Here is a 17,555-nt window from a genome sequence, read left to right as displayed (position 1 = left end):
TTTATTTATATAAGTTATTTAAATTACATATCTCTAGGGTCTATATCATCAATCTTGTTTTTATTACCCCTAATGTACCATGTAGTTTCTTGTTTTTCTACACTATACACTTTTCCTATTATTTTTGCTTTAGACATAACGCCTGAAAGTGAACCTATAAATGAAGGTGTATTCAATTGCACTTTCTTAATCTTTTTCCCAGTATCTATGTCTTTAACAGTCGGCTCATCAGGAATACAATTGTGTATCTCCTTACTAGTTTTTGCTGTTTCCTTACTAATAGCTCCTAGGTCTTCTAGTGTTTTATAAATTATTTCCATCATCTTTTTTCTTTTTTCCATACTTATAATAGGACTTTCAACCTGTATGTATTCTTGTGATTTCTTCATAATAATCGTTCCTTCCTTTAACTAACAGTAATTTAGTAAATATACTCATATCTATTATATCACGATTTAGGGCATTTTTTAAAGAATCAGTAAAATATAAGAAAAGTGTCATGATATTCCCAAAGTATTATTCCATCTCAATTAGATTATTCCAATACTTTTTAGGCATATTTTTCATTTGTAATCTTTCATTATTTCTTTCTTTTATTGAAACACTTTTATGGAATACCTTCCATAAATTTTGATAAAATAACTCTTCCTCTTCATGACTTTCTAATTTCTCGAATTTAAGATCCCTAAGTATCCATTCGTTATTCTCATAAACTATACCAAATTTTCTTTTAACATCATGAATTATCCACTTTTCGTTGGTAAGCCTTTCCTTAAAATGATTAGCAATTAGCTCTGAAATATTATACGTTGGTTCTATTGCTGCATATAGTATGCCATTAAATTCCTGAAATCTAACTAGTCCTAAAAATTTGTGAGCTTCAACCCCAACCTTTCTAGAATATTTTTGTATTTCATTTACGAATTCATTTACCATATAATCATTAACAATACTTCCCATCTTGAATCCTAATTGTATATATTTAAGCAATTTTAATTCTATGCCCTCGGCCTCTGATAAAAAGGATTGATACACATGAATTAATGTATCTGTTGATATTTTATGAGCTATGGCTTTTGATACTTTATTGGATTTAACTAGATCACTTATTATAATATTATCATCAAATAACAAATTGGATGTATACCTATCATCCCTCTCTATGCACTCAGGCATTTTATTATAATAACAATTATATATAACGGATAAGAATCCATCAAATGTACCATCATAAATGTATCTAAGCAAATAAATCACTCCTTAAATTAAATAAGCTTATTTGTTGTGGCTTATCAAAACTTTCATGATCTAATAGATAATTCTTAAGGGTTAATCGCTCCATACTCGTGTCCCCATAAAATTTCCCGCTACACGTTATAAAGAACCTAGCTCTTTTAAGTACTATTCCTAGTTTTTTCAAGCTATTATAGGAAAGATTACAAAGTCTTCTTGCTCTTACAATTCTTAAGGCAGATGTTACTCCTATTCCAGGTACTCTAAGAAGAGTCTCATAAGCAGCGTTATTTACTTCAACTGGAAATTTATCCAAATTGTTTAATGCCCAAAACGCTTTAGGATCTAAATCTATATCAAAGTTAGGATTTACTTTATCTAATAATTCATTTGCTTTAAATCCGTAGTGTCTTAAAAGCCAATCTGCCTGATACATTCTATGTTCTTTGAGCAATGGAGGTGTTGTTTGAATCGCTGGTAGATTTGCATGCTGCATAACTGGCACATAAGCAGAATAATACACTCTCTTAAGCCCAAAAGTGTTATATAACCCTTCTGTAAGGCTAATGACGCTCAAATCGCTCTCATTAGTTGCTCCAACCATTATCTGAGTACTCTGCCCACCTGGTGTAAATTTAGGTACGTTAAAACCTTTCTTTTTATATTCGGTTGACTCTATTATACTATGTTTAATAAGACTCATAGGTTTTAATATATCTGCTTTATTTTTTTGCGGTGCTAGAAGCTTTAAGCTTTTCTCGGAAGGAAGCTCAATATTTACACTCATCCTATCAGCATATAGTCCTGCTTCATAAATAAGTTTTGGATCAGCTCCTGGGATAGCTTTTACGTGAATATAACCATTAAATTTGTGGACCAATCGTAAGTCTTTTATTATTTTCACTAAATTTTCCATAGTGTAATCCGGACTTCTTTCTACACCAGAACTAAGGAATAGTCCTTCAATATAATTTCTTCTATAAAAATTTATAGTTAGATCTACTATTTCTTTAGGCGTAAAGCTTGTCCGCTCTAATTCGTTACTAGAGCGATTAATACAATATTTACAATCATATATACATTTATTACTGTACAAAATTTTAAGTAATGAAATACATCTACCGTCTTGTGACCATGAATGACAAATACCAGAGTTTGCTGCATTCCCTATTCCATCTTTTGTATTCTTTCTATTAGAACCACTTGAAGAACAAGAAGCGTCATACTTTGCTGAATTCGATAATATCTCAAGTTTTTTCATTACGTCCATTATATCACCCCACAAACATTTGTTCTCATTTTATCATGTTTTATTCTAAATTAAAAGAGTTATTTGTTGGAATTTTAACTTTCACACGTATTATAATATTTTTATTAAATACAATCCATCATCCAAAACACTTTGTTCACAACTAAACTTAACACCAGCGTCAATTAATTCAAAGCAGACGTCTCTTGTACTGTTTATATCAAATAAACATTTTCCCTTTTCATCTAATGCTTTTATTGCATCACTATGTATCCCTTCTCTACTCAAACTTTCTTTAAGTTCTCCATTTAACATTTCCAAACCTCCGATTAACTTGTAATTCATATTTAAAAATAAATTAGTATTGTCTTTACCTTATTGTACACTAAATCCATAGCAGATATATAGTAATTATATATGGATAAGTTTTCTTACCTAAAGCATAATATTAAAAGTCTGCAACCATTACGGATACAGACTTTTTATATATTCTAGATTAATTTATAAAATAATACATATTAAGCTACCATTACCCTCATTTATAATTCTTTGTAGCGTCTTTTGAATTTTCACTTGAACATCATCGGGCATTTTAAACAATTTATTTTGAAGCCCCTCTTTAACTAATACTTCTAAGGACTTGCCAAACATATTGCTCTGCCAAATTTGTGATTTATCATTTTCAAATTGATCTAAAATAGATTTATAGAAATCTTCACTTTGCTTTTCAGTACCCATAATAGGTGATATTTCTGTTTGTATATCTGCCTTAATAAAGTGAAGTGATGGCGCTGATGCCTTTAATTTGACTCCGTATCTACCTCCATGTTGAACAATTTCAGGTTCTTCTAATGTCATTTCTGAAAGCTGTGGTGCTACTAATCCATAACCTTTTTCACGAACATCTTTTAATGCATCTGCAATTTTATCATATTCAACTTTTGCTCTTGAGAATTCTCCCATTAATGTTAATAAATCATTTTCACCTTTAATTTCACAATCACAGGTTTCACCGAGTATTTTATAAAACAGTTCATGTTTAGGAATTATTTTAACTCTAGCAGTCCCTTCACCCATATTTACTTCATCAAGGTTTGCTGCTTCTAAAAAATCAACTTCTTTAAAACTGAGTAAAGATTTAGTTATATCGCGAACTTTGAAAATATCCTTGCACATATCTTTCAAAACTTTCATAAAATTTACTTTAACCCAATGTTTAGAACTTAGGTTTTCAATCCATTCTGGCATATCTATGTTAATTTCCTTAACTGGGAATTCTTTAAGAACCCTTTGAAATATATTAGAAATATCCTCTTCATTCATATTTATAACATCCATAACCTGAACTGGAACATCATATTTTTCTTCTAGCTCTCTTCCTAAAGCTAATGTTTCAGGTGCAGCTGCGTTACTAGAATTTAATACCATTATAAAAGGTTTATTGATTGATTTAAGCTCATCAACTACCCTTCCTTCTGCTTCTAAGTATTCATTTCTTTCTATTCCAGTTATAGAACCATCAGTTGTAATTAAAAGTCCAATAGTTGAATGTTCGTTTATTACTTTTTTTGTTCCAATCTCTGCTGCTTCCTCAAATGGAATTTCATGATCATACCAAGGAGTATTAACCATTTTAGGAACTTCCCCTTCAGCATATCCGAGCGCTCCCTTAACAATATAGCCAACACAATCAACCATTCTAACTTTAAATTTAGTACCACCCTCAAACTCAATTTCAACTGCTTCATTTGGCACAAATTTAGGTTCCGTAGTATGAATTGATTTACCTGAACCACTTTGAGGAAGTTCATCTTTTGCTCTTTCTTTTTTATGCGGATTGTCTATGTTTGGAATTACCATAAGCTCCATAAACCTTTTTATAAATGTTGATTTGCCAGTTCTTACAGGACCTACAACACCTACATAAATATCTCCTTGTGTTCTTTCTGCTATATCTTTATATATATCAAAATTATCCAATATATACCTCCCAATACTTATTATTATCAATATAAATATACTTTAGATTTCATCAGATTATTACTATTGATTAAAAAAATATAAAAAAATCCAATTTTTATTAATTTCTTAATAAAAATTGGATTTTTTATAATGATTTTTAGGTTAATTATATTTAGTAACTTGTATAATTAAAATTCACTTTTTTTATTTCTTGACATTAATTCATATACTCCATATTTAGGATCTTTACCTTCGAATAGTACTTTATATAATACGTCTGTTATAGGCATAGAAACTTTTTCTTTTTCTTTAAGTTCATAAAAAGCTCGTATAGCTTTTATACCCTCAACTACCATTCCTATATCATTGCACGCCTTCTCCACTAGAACACCTTTTCCAATTAGAATGCCAGCTTTTCTATTTCGACTATGCACACTAGTACAAGTTACTATAAGATCACCCATACCTGTTAATCCATAAAATGTTTCAATTCTACCGCCAAGCCTAGTTCCTATCCTTATAATTTCATTCATGCCCCTTGTCATAAGGGCTGCCTTAGCATTATCTCCATAGCCTATACCATCAGATATTCCAGCTGCTAATGCAATAATGTTTTTAACTGCTCCACCAATTTCTACTCCTATAATGTCTTCATTAGTATAAACTCTAAATTTATTAGTCATAAAAACATCTTGAACAATCATTGCATATTCCATTTGTTTAGATGTGACTACTACAGTTGTAGGTATATCTAAAGCAACCTCTTCTGCATGGCTGGGCCCTGAAAGTATTACAATTGGATTACTTGGAATTTCTTCCTCTATAACCTCTGAAATTCTTTTTAATGAACCCTCTTCTATTCCTTTTGCAATACTAACAATAATTTGGTTTTGTTTTAAATATGGTGTTATCATCTTACATATATTTCTTATAACATGTGATGGAACTGATAACACAATTATATCTGTATCATTTATAACCTCTTCTATGTCAATAAATGCTGTTATTCCTGAGGGCACCGTAATATTTGGTAAGTATTTAATGTTTTCCCTTTTTATGTTGATATCATTAATAACACTTAGTTTCCTATCCCAGATGTTAACGCTAGTTCCTTTTTTCGCAAGCATTATTGATAATGCAGTACCAAAACTACCTCCACCTAAAAAAGCAACTTTTAACATTTTATTCTTTCCTTTCTCTGAATATAAGTTTTATACCCGTTCCACTAAACTCAAAACTATTTCTCAATTGATTTTCTAAATATCTTTGATAAGAAAAATGTAGTAAATTAGGATTATTTACAAAGAATACAAATGTTGGTGGTTTAGAATCTACTTGAGTAACATAAAATATTTTCAATCTCTTGTTTGCTACTGTTGGAGGTTCATTCATGAGTACAGCTTTATTTATAACCTCATTTAATATACCTGTAGCAATTCTTTTTGAATAATTATCATAACATTCTTTTATTGATGATAATACCTTATGTACTCTTTGACCTGTTTTTGCAGATATAAATAAATATGGTGCATAAGCCATAAAGTTTAAGCCTGCTTGAATTCTTTGTTTAAACTCAAGCATAGTTTTAGTATCCTTTTCTATTAAATCCCATTTGTTTACTATAACTAAAATTGCTTTTTTCATTTCATGAGCATACCCTATAATTTTCTCATCTTGATCACTTAATTCTTCAGTAGCCGTTAGCATAAGTATAACAACATCAGCTCTCTCAACAGCAGCAAGTGACCTGATAACACTATACCTTTCAATACCCTCTTCTACTTTACTTTTTCTTCTTATTCCTGCTGTATCTATAAGAACGAACTTTCCTTCTGCAGTTTCTAGTTTACTATCTATAGCATCTCTTGTAGTACCTGCTATATCAGTTACTATATTTCTTTCTTCTCCAAGCATTCTATTTATGAGGGATGATTTACCAACATTAGGTTTACCTACCACTGCAACTTGAATATATTCTGCATCTTCTGTATTTGAATAAACACTATCAAAATGTACTACTACTTCATCTAACATATCTCCAAGTCCAAGACCTTGAGTTGCTGAAATAGCTACTGGTGTACCTATTCCTAAATTATAGAATTCAAAAGCATTTGCTTCTAGTTCTAGATGATCTATTTTGTTTACTACAAGTACTATTGGCTTTTTACTTTTTCTTAACATTTGTGCAACTTCATAATCTGAACCTGTAAGTCCTTGTTTACCATCTACTATAAAAATTATAACATCTGCTGTTTCTATAGCTATTTGTGCCTGTCTTCTCATTTGAGCTAAAATGATATCTTGACTTTCAACTTCTATACCACCTGTATCAATTATTGTAAAATTATGTCTTAACCAATCTGCATCCGCATACACTCTGTCTCTTGTTACCCCTGGTGTATCTTCAACTATTGATATTCTCTTACCTGCTAATTTATTAAATAATGTAGATTTACCTACATTGGGTCTTCCTACTATTGCTACTATTGGTTTTGCCATTACTTTGCCTCCCGACTATTTTGGTTTATTATATTTATTAAATCTTCTCCTGAATAATCACATATTAAAACTTTTGTATTTAAGCTTTTTTCTAGATCACTTACTGTAATATTATCCAAGAAAATTCGTTGCTCGTTACTTCCTAGTTCATATCCACTTTTGAACATATTACTTGGAAGTATTAAATATTCACCGAGTTTTTCACCTGTCAGTTGCTTAATTATGTCATTTCCTGTTAAAAGACCTGCTACTGTAATAGTTTCGCCAAAAAAAACATTTGCTATCTCTTTTACGTCAATATTTATTTTGTTATTACATGCAGTTATTTTCCCAGCTACCTTTAATATTTCTGCGTAAGCTGAATGACCTGTTATAAATGTAAAACTTCCTTCATTATTAAGATTTAGTTTTACTATATCTTCGTCAATAACGCTTCTAAGTAGTCTTATCATACCAATGCCATCTTCGAGTTGAGAATAACCATCATAGAACTTCTCGCAAGGAACATCGATATTCGCTACAACATAGAATTCATCAGACAATCTAATAAAAGGTGAATCTATTTCTCTAATGTATTTTTCTTGTAATTCTTTAACACTCTCTATTTCCTCTGCTGCAGTCTTTTGGTCATACAATGTTAAATTAAACAGGCCTTCTCTATACTTTGTTACTCCAACTGGTACAACCGCTAGATTTTCAATACTCGGATAAAGCTTATACAAATCTTCGATAGTTTTTATAAGTTCTACACCATTGTTGATGCCAGGGCATGCTACTACTTGACAATTAATTTTAATGCCAGCTTTTGCTAGCCTCTTCAATCTATCATACACATTTCCAGCAAATTTATTGTTTAGCATTATCTTTCTAAGCTCAACATCCGTAGTATGAACTGACACATTAATAGGGCTTATCTTATATCTAATAATTCTATCAATTTCCTCTTCTTTCATATTAGTTAATGTTACAAAATTACCTTGAAAAAACGATAATCTTGAATCATCATCTTTGAAATATAAGGTATCTCTCATTCCACCAGGTAATTGATCAATAAAACAGAATATACATTTATTATGACAGCTCTTTGGCCTATCCAAAATGGCATCAACAAATTGGATTCCCAAATCTTCATCATAGTCTTTTTCAAATTCGATTTCAATAATCTCACCATCTACCTTTTCAATTTCAATGATAAGAAGTTCATCTGTAATTAAAAATTTGTAATCTATAATATCTATTACCTTATTGCCATTTATACTAATTAATCTATCTCCTACTTCAAGCTCAATTTCTTCTGCAATACTCCCTGGAAGTATTTTCGCTATTTGGTTTTTCATTTTAACCTCCTGTTTTACAATAACCTTTTAAATAAAAGGTTTTATGAGGAATTAGAATTACTATATTAAGACTAAATATGTTCTTAATATAATAAGAAATTAGTTATACAATAAATTATAGCATTCCATTAAGTTATATTACATGAATTATATCCCTAAGTCAACGGCATTTGTCTTTAAATGAAGATAAATAACATATTTCGCTTATTTACAGGTTTTTTCGACACTTCAAAGTAAATAATTCAAACTATAATATAATTTAATACAGAATAAAAATACCTCCTAAGAAGGAGGTATTAAAATGCTTCTATGCAATATTTTCTTATGATTTTCTTGCCGTCTTCACTTTTAAAATACTGAAAAAGATCCTTTAAACTCTCTTCTTTTTTCTCCGAATGATACATTTTTATTGGAAATCTTAAAAAATAAAGATTATTTTTTAAATTTGATATAGTAATTTCTACACCACTTAATTTTAAAAACTTACTTTCTTTATTATACCATTGTCCTGGTATAAAACCTATAGAATTTTTATTTTGAGCAATAAAAGTTTTCATTTCTTCCATACTTGATACGTACTGAGTACTTTTGCTCATTTCTTCTTTTATAGGAGTATCTTTTATTTTCAAATTAAATTCTTGCTGAATTGAATTTAATTTTTCCTTAAATGCTACTGGTATTATTGTATTTGATTCACCATTTAGTCCTTTCCAATTTGCTATTCTACCAATATAGATTTTTTTTAATTCCTGAATTGAAATACCATTTACATTATTACTAGGATTAACAATGATTCCTATACCATCATATGCTAACATCTCAGCCTTGATTTTATCACTAATGGGCTGCACATATCCTATCAATACATCAGCCTCAGAATTATATAATTTATTAAAGGCACTTTCCCTATCTTCAGATCTCACAGTTATTGTAGTCTCATTATTTAAATTATAATCATGTACTAAGTCACTTACCATTGGGAAAACTGTATCTTCACAAATTATATTAATATTTTTTGATCCCTTTGATTTGTTTCCAACATCTTTTTTACATCCTATACTTACCATAATCAAAATAATACAACAAAACATAAAAAAATTTTTGAATTTTTTGTTCTTCATAATCACTACTCCACTATAATATTTTAAATATAAGTCTATTCATTTATATTATAGTTTTTGTGATTTCTCTAAAATTTATTCATTTAAATTAACTTTTTCACCTGTAACTAAATAAATTGTCCATTCACATATGTTTGTTGTATGATCAGCAATTCTTTCTAACCATTTACAAATAAATAAAAATTGAGTAGCTTGATTTACAGTCTTTTGATTTTCAAACATTATTCTTAGAAGTTCACCAAACACTTCTTTATATATATCATCTACTTCATCATCTCGTTTGCATACAGCATAGGCCTTTTCAATATCACCTGATACATATGCATCCAAAGAATCTCTTATCATAAGAACCACGATTTCTGCCATTCTAGGTATATCAACAAGTTGTTTTATATACTTTTCATCTTTCAATCTTACTGTAATTTTAGCAACATCAACAGCATAATCAGCCATTCTTTCAAGATCCGTTACTATTTTTGTTGTAGTGAAAATATTTCTTAAATCTATTGCTAAAGGTTGCTGCATAGCAATTAACCTTATTGCTTTATCTTCTATTTCTCTCTCCATAACATCAACGATATCATCATCTTCCATTATTTTTTGAGCTTTCTCAATGTCATGAGTAACTAATGCATCGATACAGTCATAAATTTGTTTTTCTACAATGCTTCCCATTCTAATTAAATCATTATGGAGCTCTTGAAGATTTGCTTCGAATACTTTTCTTGCCATATTATCACCTTCCTCGCTTTATTTTAGCCGAATCTTCCTGTAATATAATCCTCTGTTCTTTTATCTTTAGGTTTATAAAATATTTCTTCCGTTTTCCCGCTTTCAACAATTTCTCCATTCAAGAAAAATGCTGTAAAGTCAGAAATTCTACCAGCTTGTTGCATATTATGTGTAACAATGATAACTGTATACTTTTTCTTAAGGACATCCATTAGTTCTTCAATCTTTAAAGTTGAAATAGGATCTAATGCAGAAGTTGGCTCATCCATAAGAAGAACCTCAGGTTCTACGGCCAAAGTTCTTGCAATACATAGACGCTGCTGTTGTCCACCAGATAATCCAAGTGCACTCTTTTTAAGTCTATCTTTTACTTCGTCCCAAAGCACAGCCCCCTTAAGACTTTTCTCTACAATTTCATCAAGCAATTTCTTATTCTTTATCCCATGTATTTTGGGACCATAAGCAATGTTTTCATATATTGACATAGGAAATGGGTTAGCCTTTTGAAATACCATTCCAACTTTTTTCCTTAAATCTATAACATCATAGTCTTGACCGTATATATTTTCATTTTCATATAATATTTCTCCATCTATTTTAACAGAATCTATTAAATCATTCATTCTATTAATAGTGCGCAAAAATGTTGATTTACCACACCCTGATGGTCCTATAAGTGCAGTAACCGAATTTTTTTCTATATCGATATTTACATTCTTTAACGCTTGCGTATTTCCATAATATAGATTTAAATTCTTTGCTGTAATTATTCCCATATTGTTACCTCCTTATTTACTACCTGCATGAGATTCATATAATTTTTTCCCGATTATTCTTGCAGATACATTGAATATTAGCACTGCTATTATTAAAACGGCAGAGGCTCCATTAGCTATCTTAGTAGCATCTGGTACCATTCCTTCAGAATTAAGTTTCCATATATAAACAGCTAAAGTTTCAGCAGGCCTAAATAAGCTATAAGCTGAATCCTTATTGTTCACTGCAAAATTAGCAAAATCTACAGTTGGTGCACTCATACCTGCAGTATATAGTAACGCTGCTGCCTCTCCAAATATTCTACCGGCGGCGAGTATTACACCAGTTAAAATTTGAGGCATTGCAGATGGTAATACGACGTTTTTAATAGTCTGCCACCTAGTAGCACCTAATCCTAGACTAGCTTCTTTAACACCTTCTGACGCAGTTTTAACAGCATTTTCACAAACTCTAGTAAGTCCTGGTAAATTTATTATAGTTATGGCTAAAGCTCCAGCAAAAAGTGAGTACCCCCATCCCGTCATGTTAACAAAAACTAAAAGTCCAAATAAACCAACGACAATAGATGGTAATGATGCCATAGTTTCAATACACAATCTAATAATATTTAGTATCTTTCCTTTTTTTGCATATTCCGCTAAATATATTCCAGCTCCTACACCTAATGGTACTGTAATTATAAGTGTTACTACAAGTAAACTTAATGAATTATATAATTGAGGTCCAATTCCTCCACCAGCTTCACCAATTTTTGGTTCACCAAATAAAAACTTTAAATTTAATGACTCTCTTCCATTATATATTATATATCCAATGAGACTTACAAGCAAAAGAATTACTAAAGCAGAAACTATATACAAAACTATTGTTGCAATTTTATCCTTAACTTTAGCGTTCATTACTGCTCACCTCTTTTCCCTATTTTTCTAATAATAATTATAAATATAAATGATATTATTAGCAATAGCAATGCTATTGACCACAATGCATCATTCCAAGCTGTACCATTTATTGTATTTGCCATATCCATAGTAAGTATACTTGTTAATGTAGTTGTTGTTCCAAGTAACCCCTTAGGGAAAGTAACTGAGTTTCCTATAACCATTTGCACCGCAAGTGCCTCCCCAAATGCTCTTGAGACTCCAAGTACAATACTTGTAAGTATTCCACTTTTAGCTGCAGGTATAATCACTTTAATTATAGTTTGCCACCTTGTTGCACCAAGACCATAAGATGCTTCTATATAATCTTTTGGTATGGTTCTTATAGCATCAGATGAAATACTTGTTATTGTTGGTAAAATCATTACACTTATAACTAGTACTCCAGCAAGTAAACTAAATCCTATTCCTCCAAAAAAAATTTTAATAAAAGGAACTAATACACTTACACCTATCCAACCATAAACAACAGATGGGATTCCAACAAACAATTCTATGGCAGGTTGGAGAACTTTTTTCCCGAGTTTTGGTGAAATCAAATTCATAAATACAGCGAGTGCTACTCCTATTGGCGCACTTACTAGTACCGCAAGAAAAGATACTATTGTAGAACCAAAGATAAATATTAAAGTTCCAAATTGAGGAATCGAGGATTCTCCGCTACCCTCAGGGTCCCAATTTCCAGAAAATATAAAATGAAATATTGAGTATCCATGTTTAATAAATGTATTTAAGCCTTTACTAGTTAGAAATATTATTATTGAAAAAGTAAGAATTACTATAATCGCACCACAAAATGTTGCAAATCCACGTCCCAAATATTCATTCTTAATTTTTAAAAACATTGCTTTTTTATCATTTTTTTTCATAATATTTTACCTCAAAAATTATTTTAATGAAAAATAAAGGTTGGTTTTATCCAACCTTAATCAGCATTAATCTCTTTTAGCTTTCATATCTGCCATTGGAATGTATCCTAATTTTGTTATCGATGCATGCATTTCAGCACTTGTCATATAAGTTAAATATGCTTTTGTTGCTCCTGTAGGTTCACCCTTAGTATACATATGCTCGTATGACCAAATTTTGTATTTATCTGTGCTTATATTTGCTGCAGTTGCTTCAACACCATCAATTTTTAATATGTTTAAACCTTCTTTGTTTGTTGCATCAGCAAAATATGATAATGCTAAATAACTTATTGCTCCGTCTGTTTGTTTAACCGCTTGTTTAACTGAACCACTTGAATCCTGAGTTAAACCAGTTGCTTCTTCTTTTTTATCTAATCCAAATTCTTTAAATGTTGCTCTAGTACCTGAAGATTTTGGTCTATTTATAATAGTAACTTTGATGTCAGCTCCGCCAACTTCTTTCCAGTTTTTTATTTTTCCTGTAAATATATCTATTAATTGTTTTTTTGTTAATGATTCAACTTTGACTTTTGGATTTGTTACTGCAGCAAATCCTATAACGCATACCTTAGTATCTTTTAATGCAGCTGCATCAATTCCTTCTTTGTCTTTTGCATATATATCTGAATTGCCGATTTCTACACTACCTTCTCCTACTTGCTTAAGTCCAGTACCGCTTCCTCCACCTTGAACATTTATTGTTGCATCTGGATTTTTAAGTTTAAAATTTTTAGCACCGAGTTCTGCTAAAGGTTGAAGAGCAGTTGATCCTGCTGCAGTTATTGAACCCGATATTGCAGTTGATTTAGGAGCAGTTTTGTCTGTTTCAGTTTTACTTGAACATCCAGTAAAAAACCCTGCTGTCATTGCAACTGTTAGTGCAGCAACCATTAATTTCAAATATTTTTTTTTCATTAATATTTCCCCCATTCATTTATACTCATATTTAGCTACTCATTACTCTTATAATAATATACCCATAAAGTTAACTTTATATTATGTTAAAGTTAACTATAGTTTAGCTAATGTTAATTAAACTTTACATTCAATAAAAATAAAGCTACCGCATTATAATGTGGTAGCTTTATTTTTAATCTTGATATGGGATTTCTATTATAAATTTGCTTCCAACTTCTAATTGACTTTCCACGTATATTTTTCCGTTAAATTCTAGTACTATATGCTTAACAATTGCAAGACCTAGACCTGTTCCACCTTTTGATCTAGAGCGAGCCTTATCTACTCTATAGAACCTCTCAAAAAGACGTGAAATCTGATCTTTAGCAATTCCAACCCCAGTGTCTTGTACCCATAAAATAAATCCATCAGTTTTACTCTCAGTTCCTATACAAACACTATTACCTGATTCTGAATAGTTTATACCATTATCTACTAAATTAATTAGCATTTGTTTAAATCTATCAGCATCACCTATCAATATTTTAACATTCTGCTGCTTCACTGATAACTGAATCCCTTTTAAATCTGCTGTATTTTTCATTAAATTGTACACATCTTCTACAATTTTATTAACATTAATTTTTTCCATCTTTACTTCTTCTTGTTGCTCTATATGTGAAAGTGTTAAAATATCTGTAATTAATCTAGTTAATCTATCAGCTTCCTCGTTAATTATATTTAAAAACTTTTCTTTTGTTTCTACATCATCAACGTATTTTAAGGTTTCAGCAAATCCTTTAATAGATGTTAATGGTGTTTTAAGCTCATGAGAAACATTAGCAACAAATTGTGTTCTCATATTCTCTAGTTTTTTTACTTCAGTAATATCTTGGACAACAGCGACAGTGCCAATATGATCATTTGCATTAATAATATCTGCAGTTTTTATCCTAAGTTCTCTTTCTTTTGGCCAAGATATTCTTATTTCTTTGTAATTATCATCACTTTGATGTAATATATTTTCTAATTCAAAATTTCTTATATTGTCTAAAAGATTTTGCCCTATAATATCTTTTGTTATACCAAATATCTTTTTAGCATACGGATTAATTATTATAACTCTATTTTTTCTATCAACAGCAATGACTCCACTATCCATGCTTTGTAGAATTGCTTCTAACCTGTTTTGCTTATCAGTAACTTCATTTAATGTAGACTCTAGTTTATCTGCCATCTCATTAAAGTTTTTGGCTAATTGTCCTATTTCACCATTTGATAATATACTAACCCTCCTATGAAATTCACCCTTACTAATTCTTGAAGTAATAAAAATTAAATCTGTAATAGGCCTTACTATAATATATGACAGTTTTAAAGAAAACCAAATTGACATTATAGCCGAAAAAATTATAGCTAAAATGTAAAGCTTAAAGTATTTACTACCTAGCCCACTTATAATTTTAAGGGGATTAGAACTTCTAATTATAAAACCATCACCAAATTGAGTTGCAAAATACATCATATGCTTCTTAGTCGAAGCACTATATCTAACTGAGAATCCAGTTCCACTACTTCTTGCTTTTATTATTTCTTGTCTAACATTGTGATTATCCATAGTGCTCACATCTACAGTTGAATCATAAAGAACCTTACCCTTTTTATCAATGTATGTAACTCTCAGCTCAGAACTCTTTAAGTTCTGCGTAAAAAACTTTTGATGATCTTTTAAATTATTGCTTTGCAATAAACTAATTATCATATTATTATTTATTTGAAGTTTATCTTTTAAATTTTCTTCATATTCATAATTAAAGATAGATACAATTAATGATGTTACTACTACAAATATAAAAATTACAGTACTTAATAAATATATTAATAATTTCTTTTTCATTATTATTCTCCAAAATTGAATCTGTATCCTATACCACGAATAGTCTGGATGTACACTGGATTTTTATCATCCTCTTCAATCTTTTGCCTCAAATGCCTTATGTGGACGTCTACAGTTCTTGTTTCTCCTACATATTCATAACCCCATATTTTGTCGAGTAAAAAATCTCTGGTCATAACCCTACCTTTATTCTTTATTAAAATTTGTAATAATTCAAACTCCTTTAAAGTCAAATCAATTCTTATTTCACTTTTTAGAACCTCATGTTTACCAAAATCAATGACCAGATTACCAATTTTAAAAGTTTTTTCAACTATCTTCATAGTAGTTCTCCTAAGAATAGCTTTAACCCTCGCTACAAGCTCCCTTACTGAAAATGGTTTTGTAATATAATCATCTGCACCTAGCTCAAGTCCTATTATTTTATCTATTTCTTCCCCTTTTGCTGTTATCATAATTATCGGCATACCTGACATATTTGAATCTTTTCTAATTTCTTTACATACATCTAACCCGTCCATTCCAGGCAACATCAAATCTAATAACATCAATTGTGGTGCTTGTTCTTTAGCAAGCTTTACAGCGTCTATTCCATTGTCAGCACATATAACTTTATACCCATTCTTTTCTAAATTAAATTTGATTAATTCCCTTATATGTTCCTCATCATCCACCACTAATACTTTTTCTTCAGCCATGTTAATCCCTCCATATTTTTATGTGTTTATCGCTTAAATTGCTACATTTTATTCTTAAATGTCTTTAAAATAAACAAACGAGAACATCCGCCCTTGCTTATTTTCGCTATTTCTATACGAATATAATTCATACTTCTTACTACAAGAAGTACATGTACTAGTAATTTTAATATTATCTTTTTTTATACCCTTTGCATTAAGCTGCGCTATAATGCACTTTTCTAAATCCAATTTATTATTATTACTTATTTTAATATTACTATAAATATCTTTACTAGTAAACTCCTCTATCAGTTCCTTGCTAACCTTATAACAACACCCTCCAATATGTGGTCCAATATATGCCCTAATATTTTTTGCTAATGAACCATAAGTTTCTTGCATTCTTTCAATAGTTTTGCTAACTATCAAAGAATTTGTACCTTTCCATCCACTATGTATTGCAGCTATAACCTTTGTACTAGTATCTACCAAAATTACAGGAACACAATCTGCAGTAAAAACACCTATAGCCCTATTTTTTTTATTTGTTATTAAAGCATCTCCATCTTTTATATTACCATCAAAGTCAAAAACTAAGTCACTATGGATTTGATTTAAATATCCAATAGATTCTAGGTTATAATATGTTTTTATTTTTTCTAGATTTGCTAATCCTTCATCAGTGTGGCAGTTAAAGTTAAGTCCACCACTTGCTGTCGAAAACAAAATAACGACATTATCAATTTTAAATTTTATAAATTTATAGTTATTAAAAGTTTCTATTTCCATTGGTTCACCCCCTATATAATTCATATTTTTTAGAAATGAAAAAAAATGCCTATGGGCATTTTTTTTCATTAGACATCAATTTTCTTATCTCTTCCATAAATGTATTAATATCTTTAAATTGTCTGTAAACTGAAGCAAATCTCACATAAGAAACCTCATCTACATTTTTTAATATGCTCATGATAAGTTCTCCTATATAATCAGATTTCACTTCTGTAAGCATTTCATTATTCAACTGCTTTTCTACTTCATCACAAATGCCTTCAATTTGTTTTCTTGAAACTGGTCTTTTTTGACATGCCTTCATAAGTCCATTCAATATCTTTGTTCTATCAAAATATTCTCTATTAAAATCTTTCTTTATTACTAAAATAGGCACATCTTCTACTTTTTCATAAGTAGTATATCGTTTAAAGCACCGCAGGCACTCACGTCGACGTCTAGTTGCAATATTGTCATCTGTTGATCTAGAGTCTACCACTTTACTTTCTTCACAGCTGCAATATGGACACTTCAATGGTCTTCACGCC

18 protein-coding genes are annotated in these 17,555 nt (G+C 30.2%); all 18 read right to left on the bottom strand.

What is annotated here, in order from left to right; genetic code table 11:
* Nucleotides 1–23: 23 nt before the first annotated feature.
* The 18 genes from LL038_RS05720 to nrdR all read right to left on the bottom strand — a co-directional run bounded on the left by LL038_RS05720 (nt 24) and on the right by nrdR (nt 17,542).
* Nucleotides 24–389 (bottom strand): hypothetical protein, encoded by a 366-nt coding sequence (locus LL038_RS05720; RefSeq protein ID WP_216121471.1) that lies wholly within the window; start codon nt 387–389, stop codon nt 24–26.
* Between the two features lie 127 nt (nt 390–516).
* On the bottom strand, nt 517–1,248 hold the full coding sequence (locus LL038_RS05715; RefSeq protein WP_216121473.1) for a TIGR03915 family putative DNA repair protein: 732 nt from the start codon (nt 1,246–1,248) through the stop codon (nt 517–519).
* Nucleotides 1,241–2,503: a putative DNA modification/repair radical SAM protein gene (locus LL038_RS05710; RefSeq protein WP_216121475.1), complete on the bottom strand. Its 1,263-nt coding sequence runs from the start codon at nt 2,501–2,503 to the stop codon at nt 1,241–1,243. The genes LL038_RS05715 and LL038_RS05710 overlap by 8 nt, the downstream gene beginning before the upstream one ends.
* Nucleotides 2,504–2,593: 90 nt before the next feature.
* Nucleotides 2,594–2,797, bottom strand: coding sequence for a hypothetical protein (locus tag LL038_RS05705; RefSeq protein ID WP_216121477.1), 204 nt, complete (start codon nt 2,795–2,797; stop codon nt 2,594–2,596).
* A 186-nt stretch (nt 2,798–2,983) separates the two neighbouring features.
* Complete coding sequence (gene spoIVA / locus LL038_RS05700) at nt 2,984–4,462, bottom strand: stage IV sporulation protein A (RefSeq protein WP_216121479.1); 1,479 nt, start codon at nt 4,460–4,462, stop codon at nt 2,984–2,986.
* Between the two features lie 170 nt (nt 4,463–4,632).
* A complete protein-coding gene (locus tag LL038_RS05695; RefSeq protein ID WP_216121481.1) occupies nt 4,633–5,625 on the bottom strand; it encodes an NAD(P)H-dependent glycerol-3-phosphate dehydrogenase in 993 nt (330 codons plus the stop codon).
* Nucleotide 5,626: 1 nt separating this feature from the next.
* A complete protein-coding gene (der, locus tag LL038_RS05690; protein ID WP_216121483.1) occupies nt 5,627–6,943 on the bottom strand; it encodes a ribosome biogenesis GTPase Der in 1,317 nt (438 codons plus the stop codon).
* Complete coding sequence (locus LL038_RS05685) at nt 6,943–8,280, bottom strand: DUF512 domain-containing protein (RefSeq protein ID WP_216121485.1); 1,338 nt, start codon at nt 8,278–8,280, stop codon at nt 6,943–6,945. The genes der and LL038_RS05685 overlap by 1 nt, the downstream gene beginning before the upstream one ends.
* A gap of 296 nt (nt 8,281–8,576) precedes the next feature.
* Nucleotides 8,577–9,401, bottom strand: coding sequence for a substrate-binding domain-containing protein (locus LL038_RS05680; protein WP_216121487.1), 825 nt, complete (start codon nt 9,399–9,401; stop codon nt 8,577–8,579).
* Between the two features lie 75 nt (nt 9,402–9,476).
* A complete protein-coding gene (gene phoU, locus LL038_RS05675) occupies nt 9,477–10,133 on the bottom strand; it encodes a phosphate signaling complex protein PhoU (RefSeq protein WP_216121489.1) in 657 nt (218 codons plus the stop codon).
* 23 nt (nt 10,134–10,156) lie between these two features.
* A complete protein-coding gene (gene pstB / locus LL038_RS05670) occupies nt 10,157–10,909 on the bottom strand; it encodes a phosphate ABC transporter ATP-binding protein PstB (RefSeq protein ID WP_216121490.1) in 753 nt (250 codons plus the stop codon).
* A 12-nt stretch (nt 10,910–10,921) separates the two neighbouring features.
* Nucleotides 10,922–11,809: a phosphate ABC transporter permease PstA gene (gene pstA, locus LL038_RS05665; protein WP_216121491.1), complete on the bottom strand. Its 888-nt coding sequence runs from the start codon at nt 11,807–11,809 to the stop codon at nt 10,922–10,924.
* Nucleotides 11,809–12,720: a phosphate ABC transporter permease subunit PstC gene (pstC, locus tag LL038_RS05660; RefSeq protein ID WP_216121493.1), complete on the bottom strand. Its 912-nt coding sequence runs from the start codon at nt 12,718–12,720 to the stop codon at nt 11,809–11,811. The genes pstA and pstC overlap by 1 nt, the downstream gene beginning before the upstream one ends.
* Nucleotides 12,721–12,786: 66 nt before the next feature.
* On the bottom strand, nt 12,787–13,677 hold the full coding sequence (locus LL038_RS05655; RefSeq protein WP_216121495.1) for a phosphate ABC transporter substrate-binding protein: 891 nt from the start codon (nt 13,675–13,677) through the stop codon (nt 12,787–12,789).
* A 175-nt stretch (nt 13,678–13,852) separates the two neighbouring features.
* A complete protein-coding gene (pnpS, locus tag LL038_RS05650) occupies nt 13,853–15,556 on the bottom strand; it encodes a two-component system histidine kinase PnpS (RefSeq protein ID WP_216121497.1) in 1,704 nt (567 codons plus the stop codon).
* Nucleotides 15,557–15,558: 2 nt separating this feature from the next.
* Nucleotides 15,559–16,254 (bottom strand): response regulator transcription factor, encoded by a 696-nt coding sequence (locus tag LL038_RS05645; protein ID WP_216121500.1) that lies wholly within the window; start codon nt 16,252–16,254, stop codon nt 15,559–15,561.
* A gap of 54 nt (nt 16,255–16,308) precedes the next feature.
* Nucleotides 16,309–17,025 carry a peptidoglycan editing factor PgeF gene (gene pgeF / locus LL038_RS05640; protein ID WP_216121502.1) on the bottom strand — a complete coding sequence of 239 codons (717 nt, stop codon included), beginning with the start codon at nt 17,023–17,025 and terminating at the stop codon, nt 16,309–16,311.
* Nucleotides 17,026–17,074: 49 nt separating this feature from the next.
* Nucleotides 17,075–17,542 (bottom strand): transcriptional regulator NrdR, encoded by a 468-nt coding sequence (gene nrdR, locus LL038_RS05635; protein WP_216121503.1) that lies wholly within the window; start codon nt 17,540–17,542, stop codon nt 17,075–17,077.
* Nucleotides 17,543–17,555: the final 13 nt, after the last annotated feature.

The organism is Clostridium estertheticum (assembly GCF_026650985.1).
Taxonomy (GTDB): Bacteria; Bacillota; Clostridia; order Clostridiales; family Clostridiaceae; genus Clostridium_AD; species Clostridium_AD estertheticum_C.
This window is presented reverse-complemented; position numbering and strand designations above follow the sequence as displayed.

Excerpts from the sequence above, each read along its gene's own strand:
- LL038_RS05710 (WP_216121475.1), bottom strand. The coding sequence starts at position 2,503 with ATGGACGTAATGAAAAAACTTGAGATATTATCGAATTCAGCAAAGTAT.
- LL038_RS05720 (WP_216121471.1), bottom strand. The coding sequence starts at position 389 with ATGAAGAAATCACAAGAATACATACAGGTTGAAAGTCCTATTATAAGT.
- LL038_RS05685 (WP_216121485.1), bottom strand. The coding sequence starts at position 8,280 with ATGAAAAACCAAATAGCGAAAATACTTCCAGGGAGTATTGCAGAAGAA.
- LL038_RS05645 (WP_216121500.1), bottom strand. The coding sequence starts at position 16,254 with ATGGCTGAAGAAAAAGTATTAGTGGTGGATGATGAGGAACATATAAGG.
- pstC (WP_216121493.1), bottom strand. The coding sequence starts at position 12,720 with ATGAAAAAAAATGATAAAAAAGCAATGTTTTTAAAAATTAAGAATGAA.
- pstA (WP_216121491.1), bottom strand. The coding sequence starts at position 11,809 with ATGAACGCTAAAGTTAAGGATAAAATTGCAACAATAGTTTTGTATATA.
- LL038_RS05695 (WP_216121481.1), bottom strand. The coding sequence starts at position 5,625 with ATGTTAAAAGTTGCTTTTTTAGGTGGAGGTAGTTTTGGTACTGCATTA.
- phoU (WP_216121489.1), bottom strand. The coding sequence starts at position 10,133 with ATGGCAAGAAAAGTATTCGAAGCAAATCTTCAAGAGCTCCATAATGAT.
- pstB (WP_216121490.1), bottom strand. The coding sequence starts at position 10,909 with ATGGGAATAATTACAGCAAAGAATTTAAATCTATATTATGGAAATACG.
- pgeF (WP_216121502.1), bottom strand. The coding sequence starts at position 17,025 with ATGGAAATAGAAACTTTTAATAACTATAAATTTATAAAATTTAAAATT.
- LL038_RS05680 (WP_216121487.1), bottom strand. The coding sequence starts at position 9,401 with ATGAAGAACAAAAAATTCAAAAATTTTTTTATGTTTTGTTGTATTATT.
- LL038_RS05705 (WP_216121477.1), bottom strand. The coding sequence starts at position 2,797 with ATGTTAAATGGAGAACTTAAAGAAAGTTTGAGTAGAGAAGGGATACAT.
- pnpS (WP_216121497.1), bottom strand. The coding sequence starts at position 15,556 with ATGAAAAAGAAATTATTAATATATTTATTAAGTACTGTAATTTTTATA.
- der (WP_216121483.1), bottom strand. The coding sequence starts at position 6,943 with ATGGCAAAACCAATAGTAGCAATAGTAGGAAGACCCAATGTAGGTAAA.
- LL038_RS05655 (WP_216121495.1), bottom strand. The coding sequence starts at position 13,677 with ATGAAAAAAAAATATTTGAAATTAATGGTTGCTGCACTAACAGTTGCA.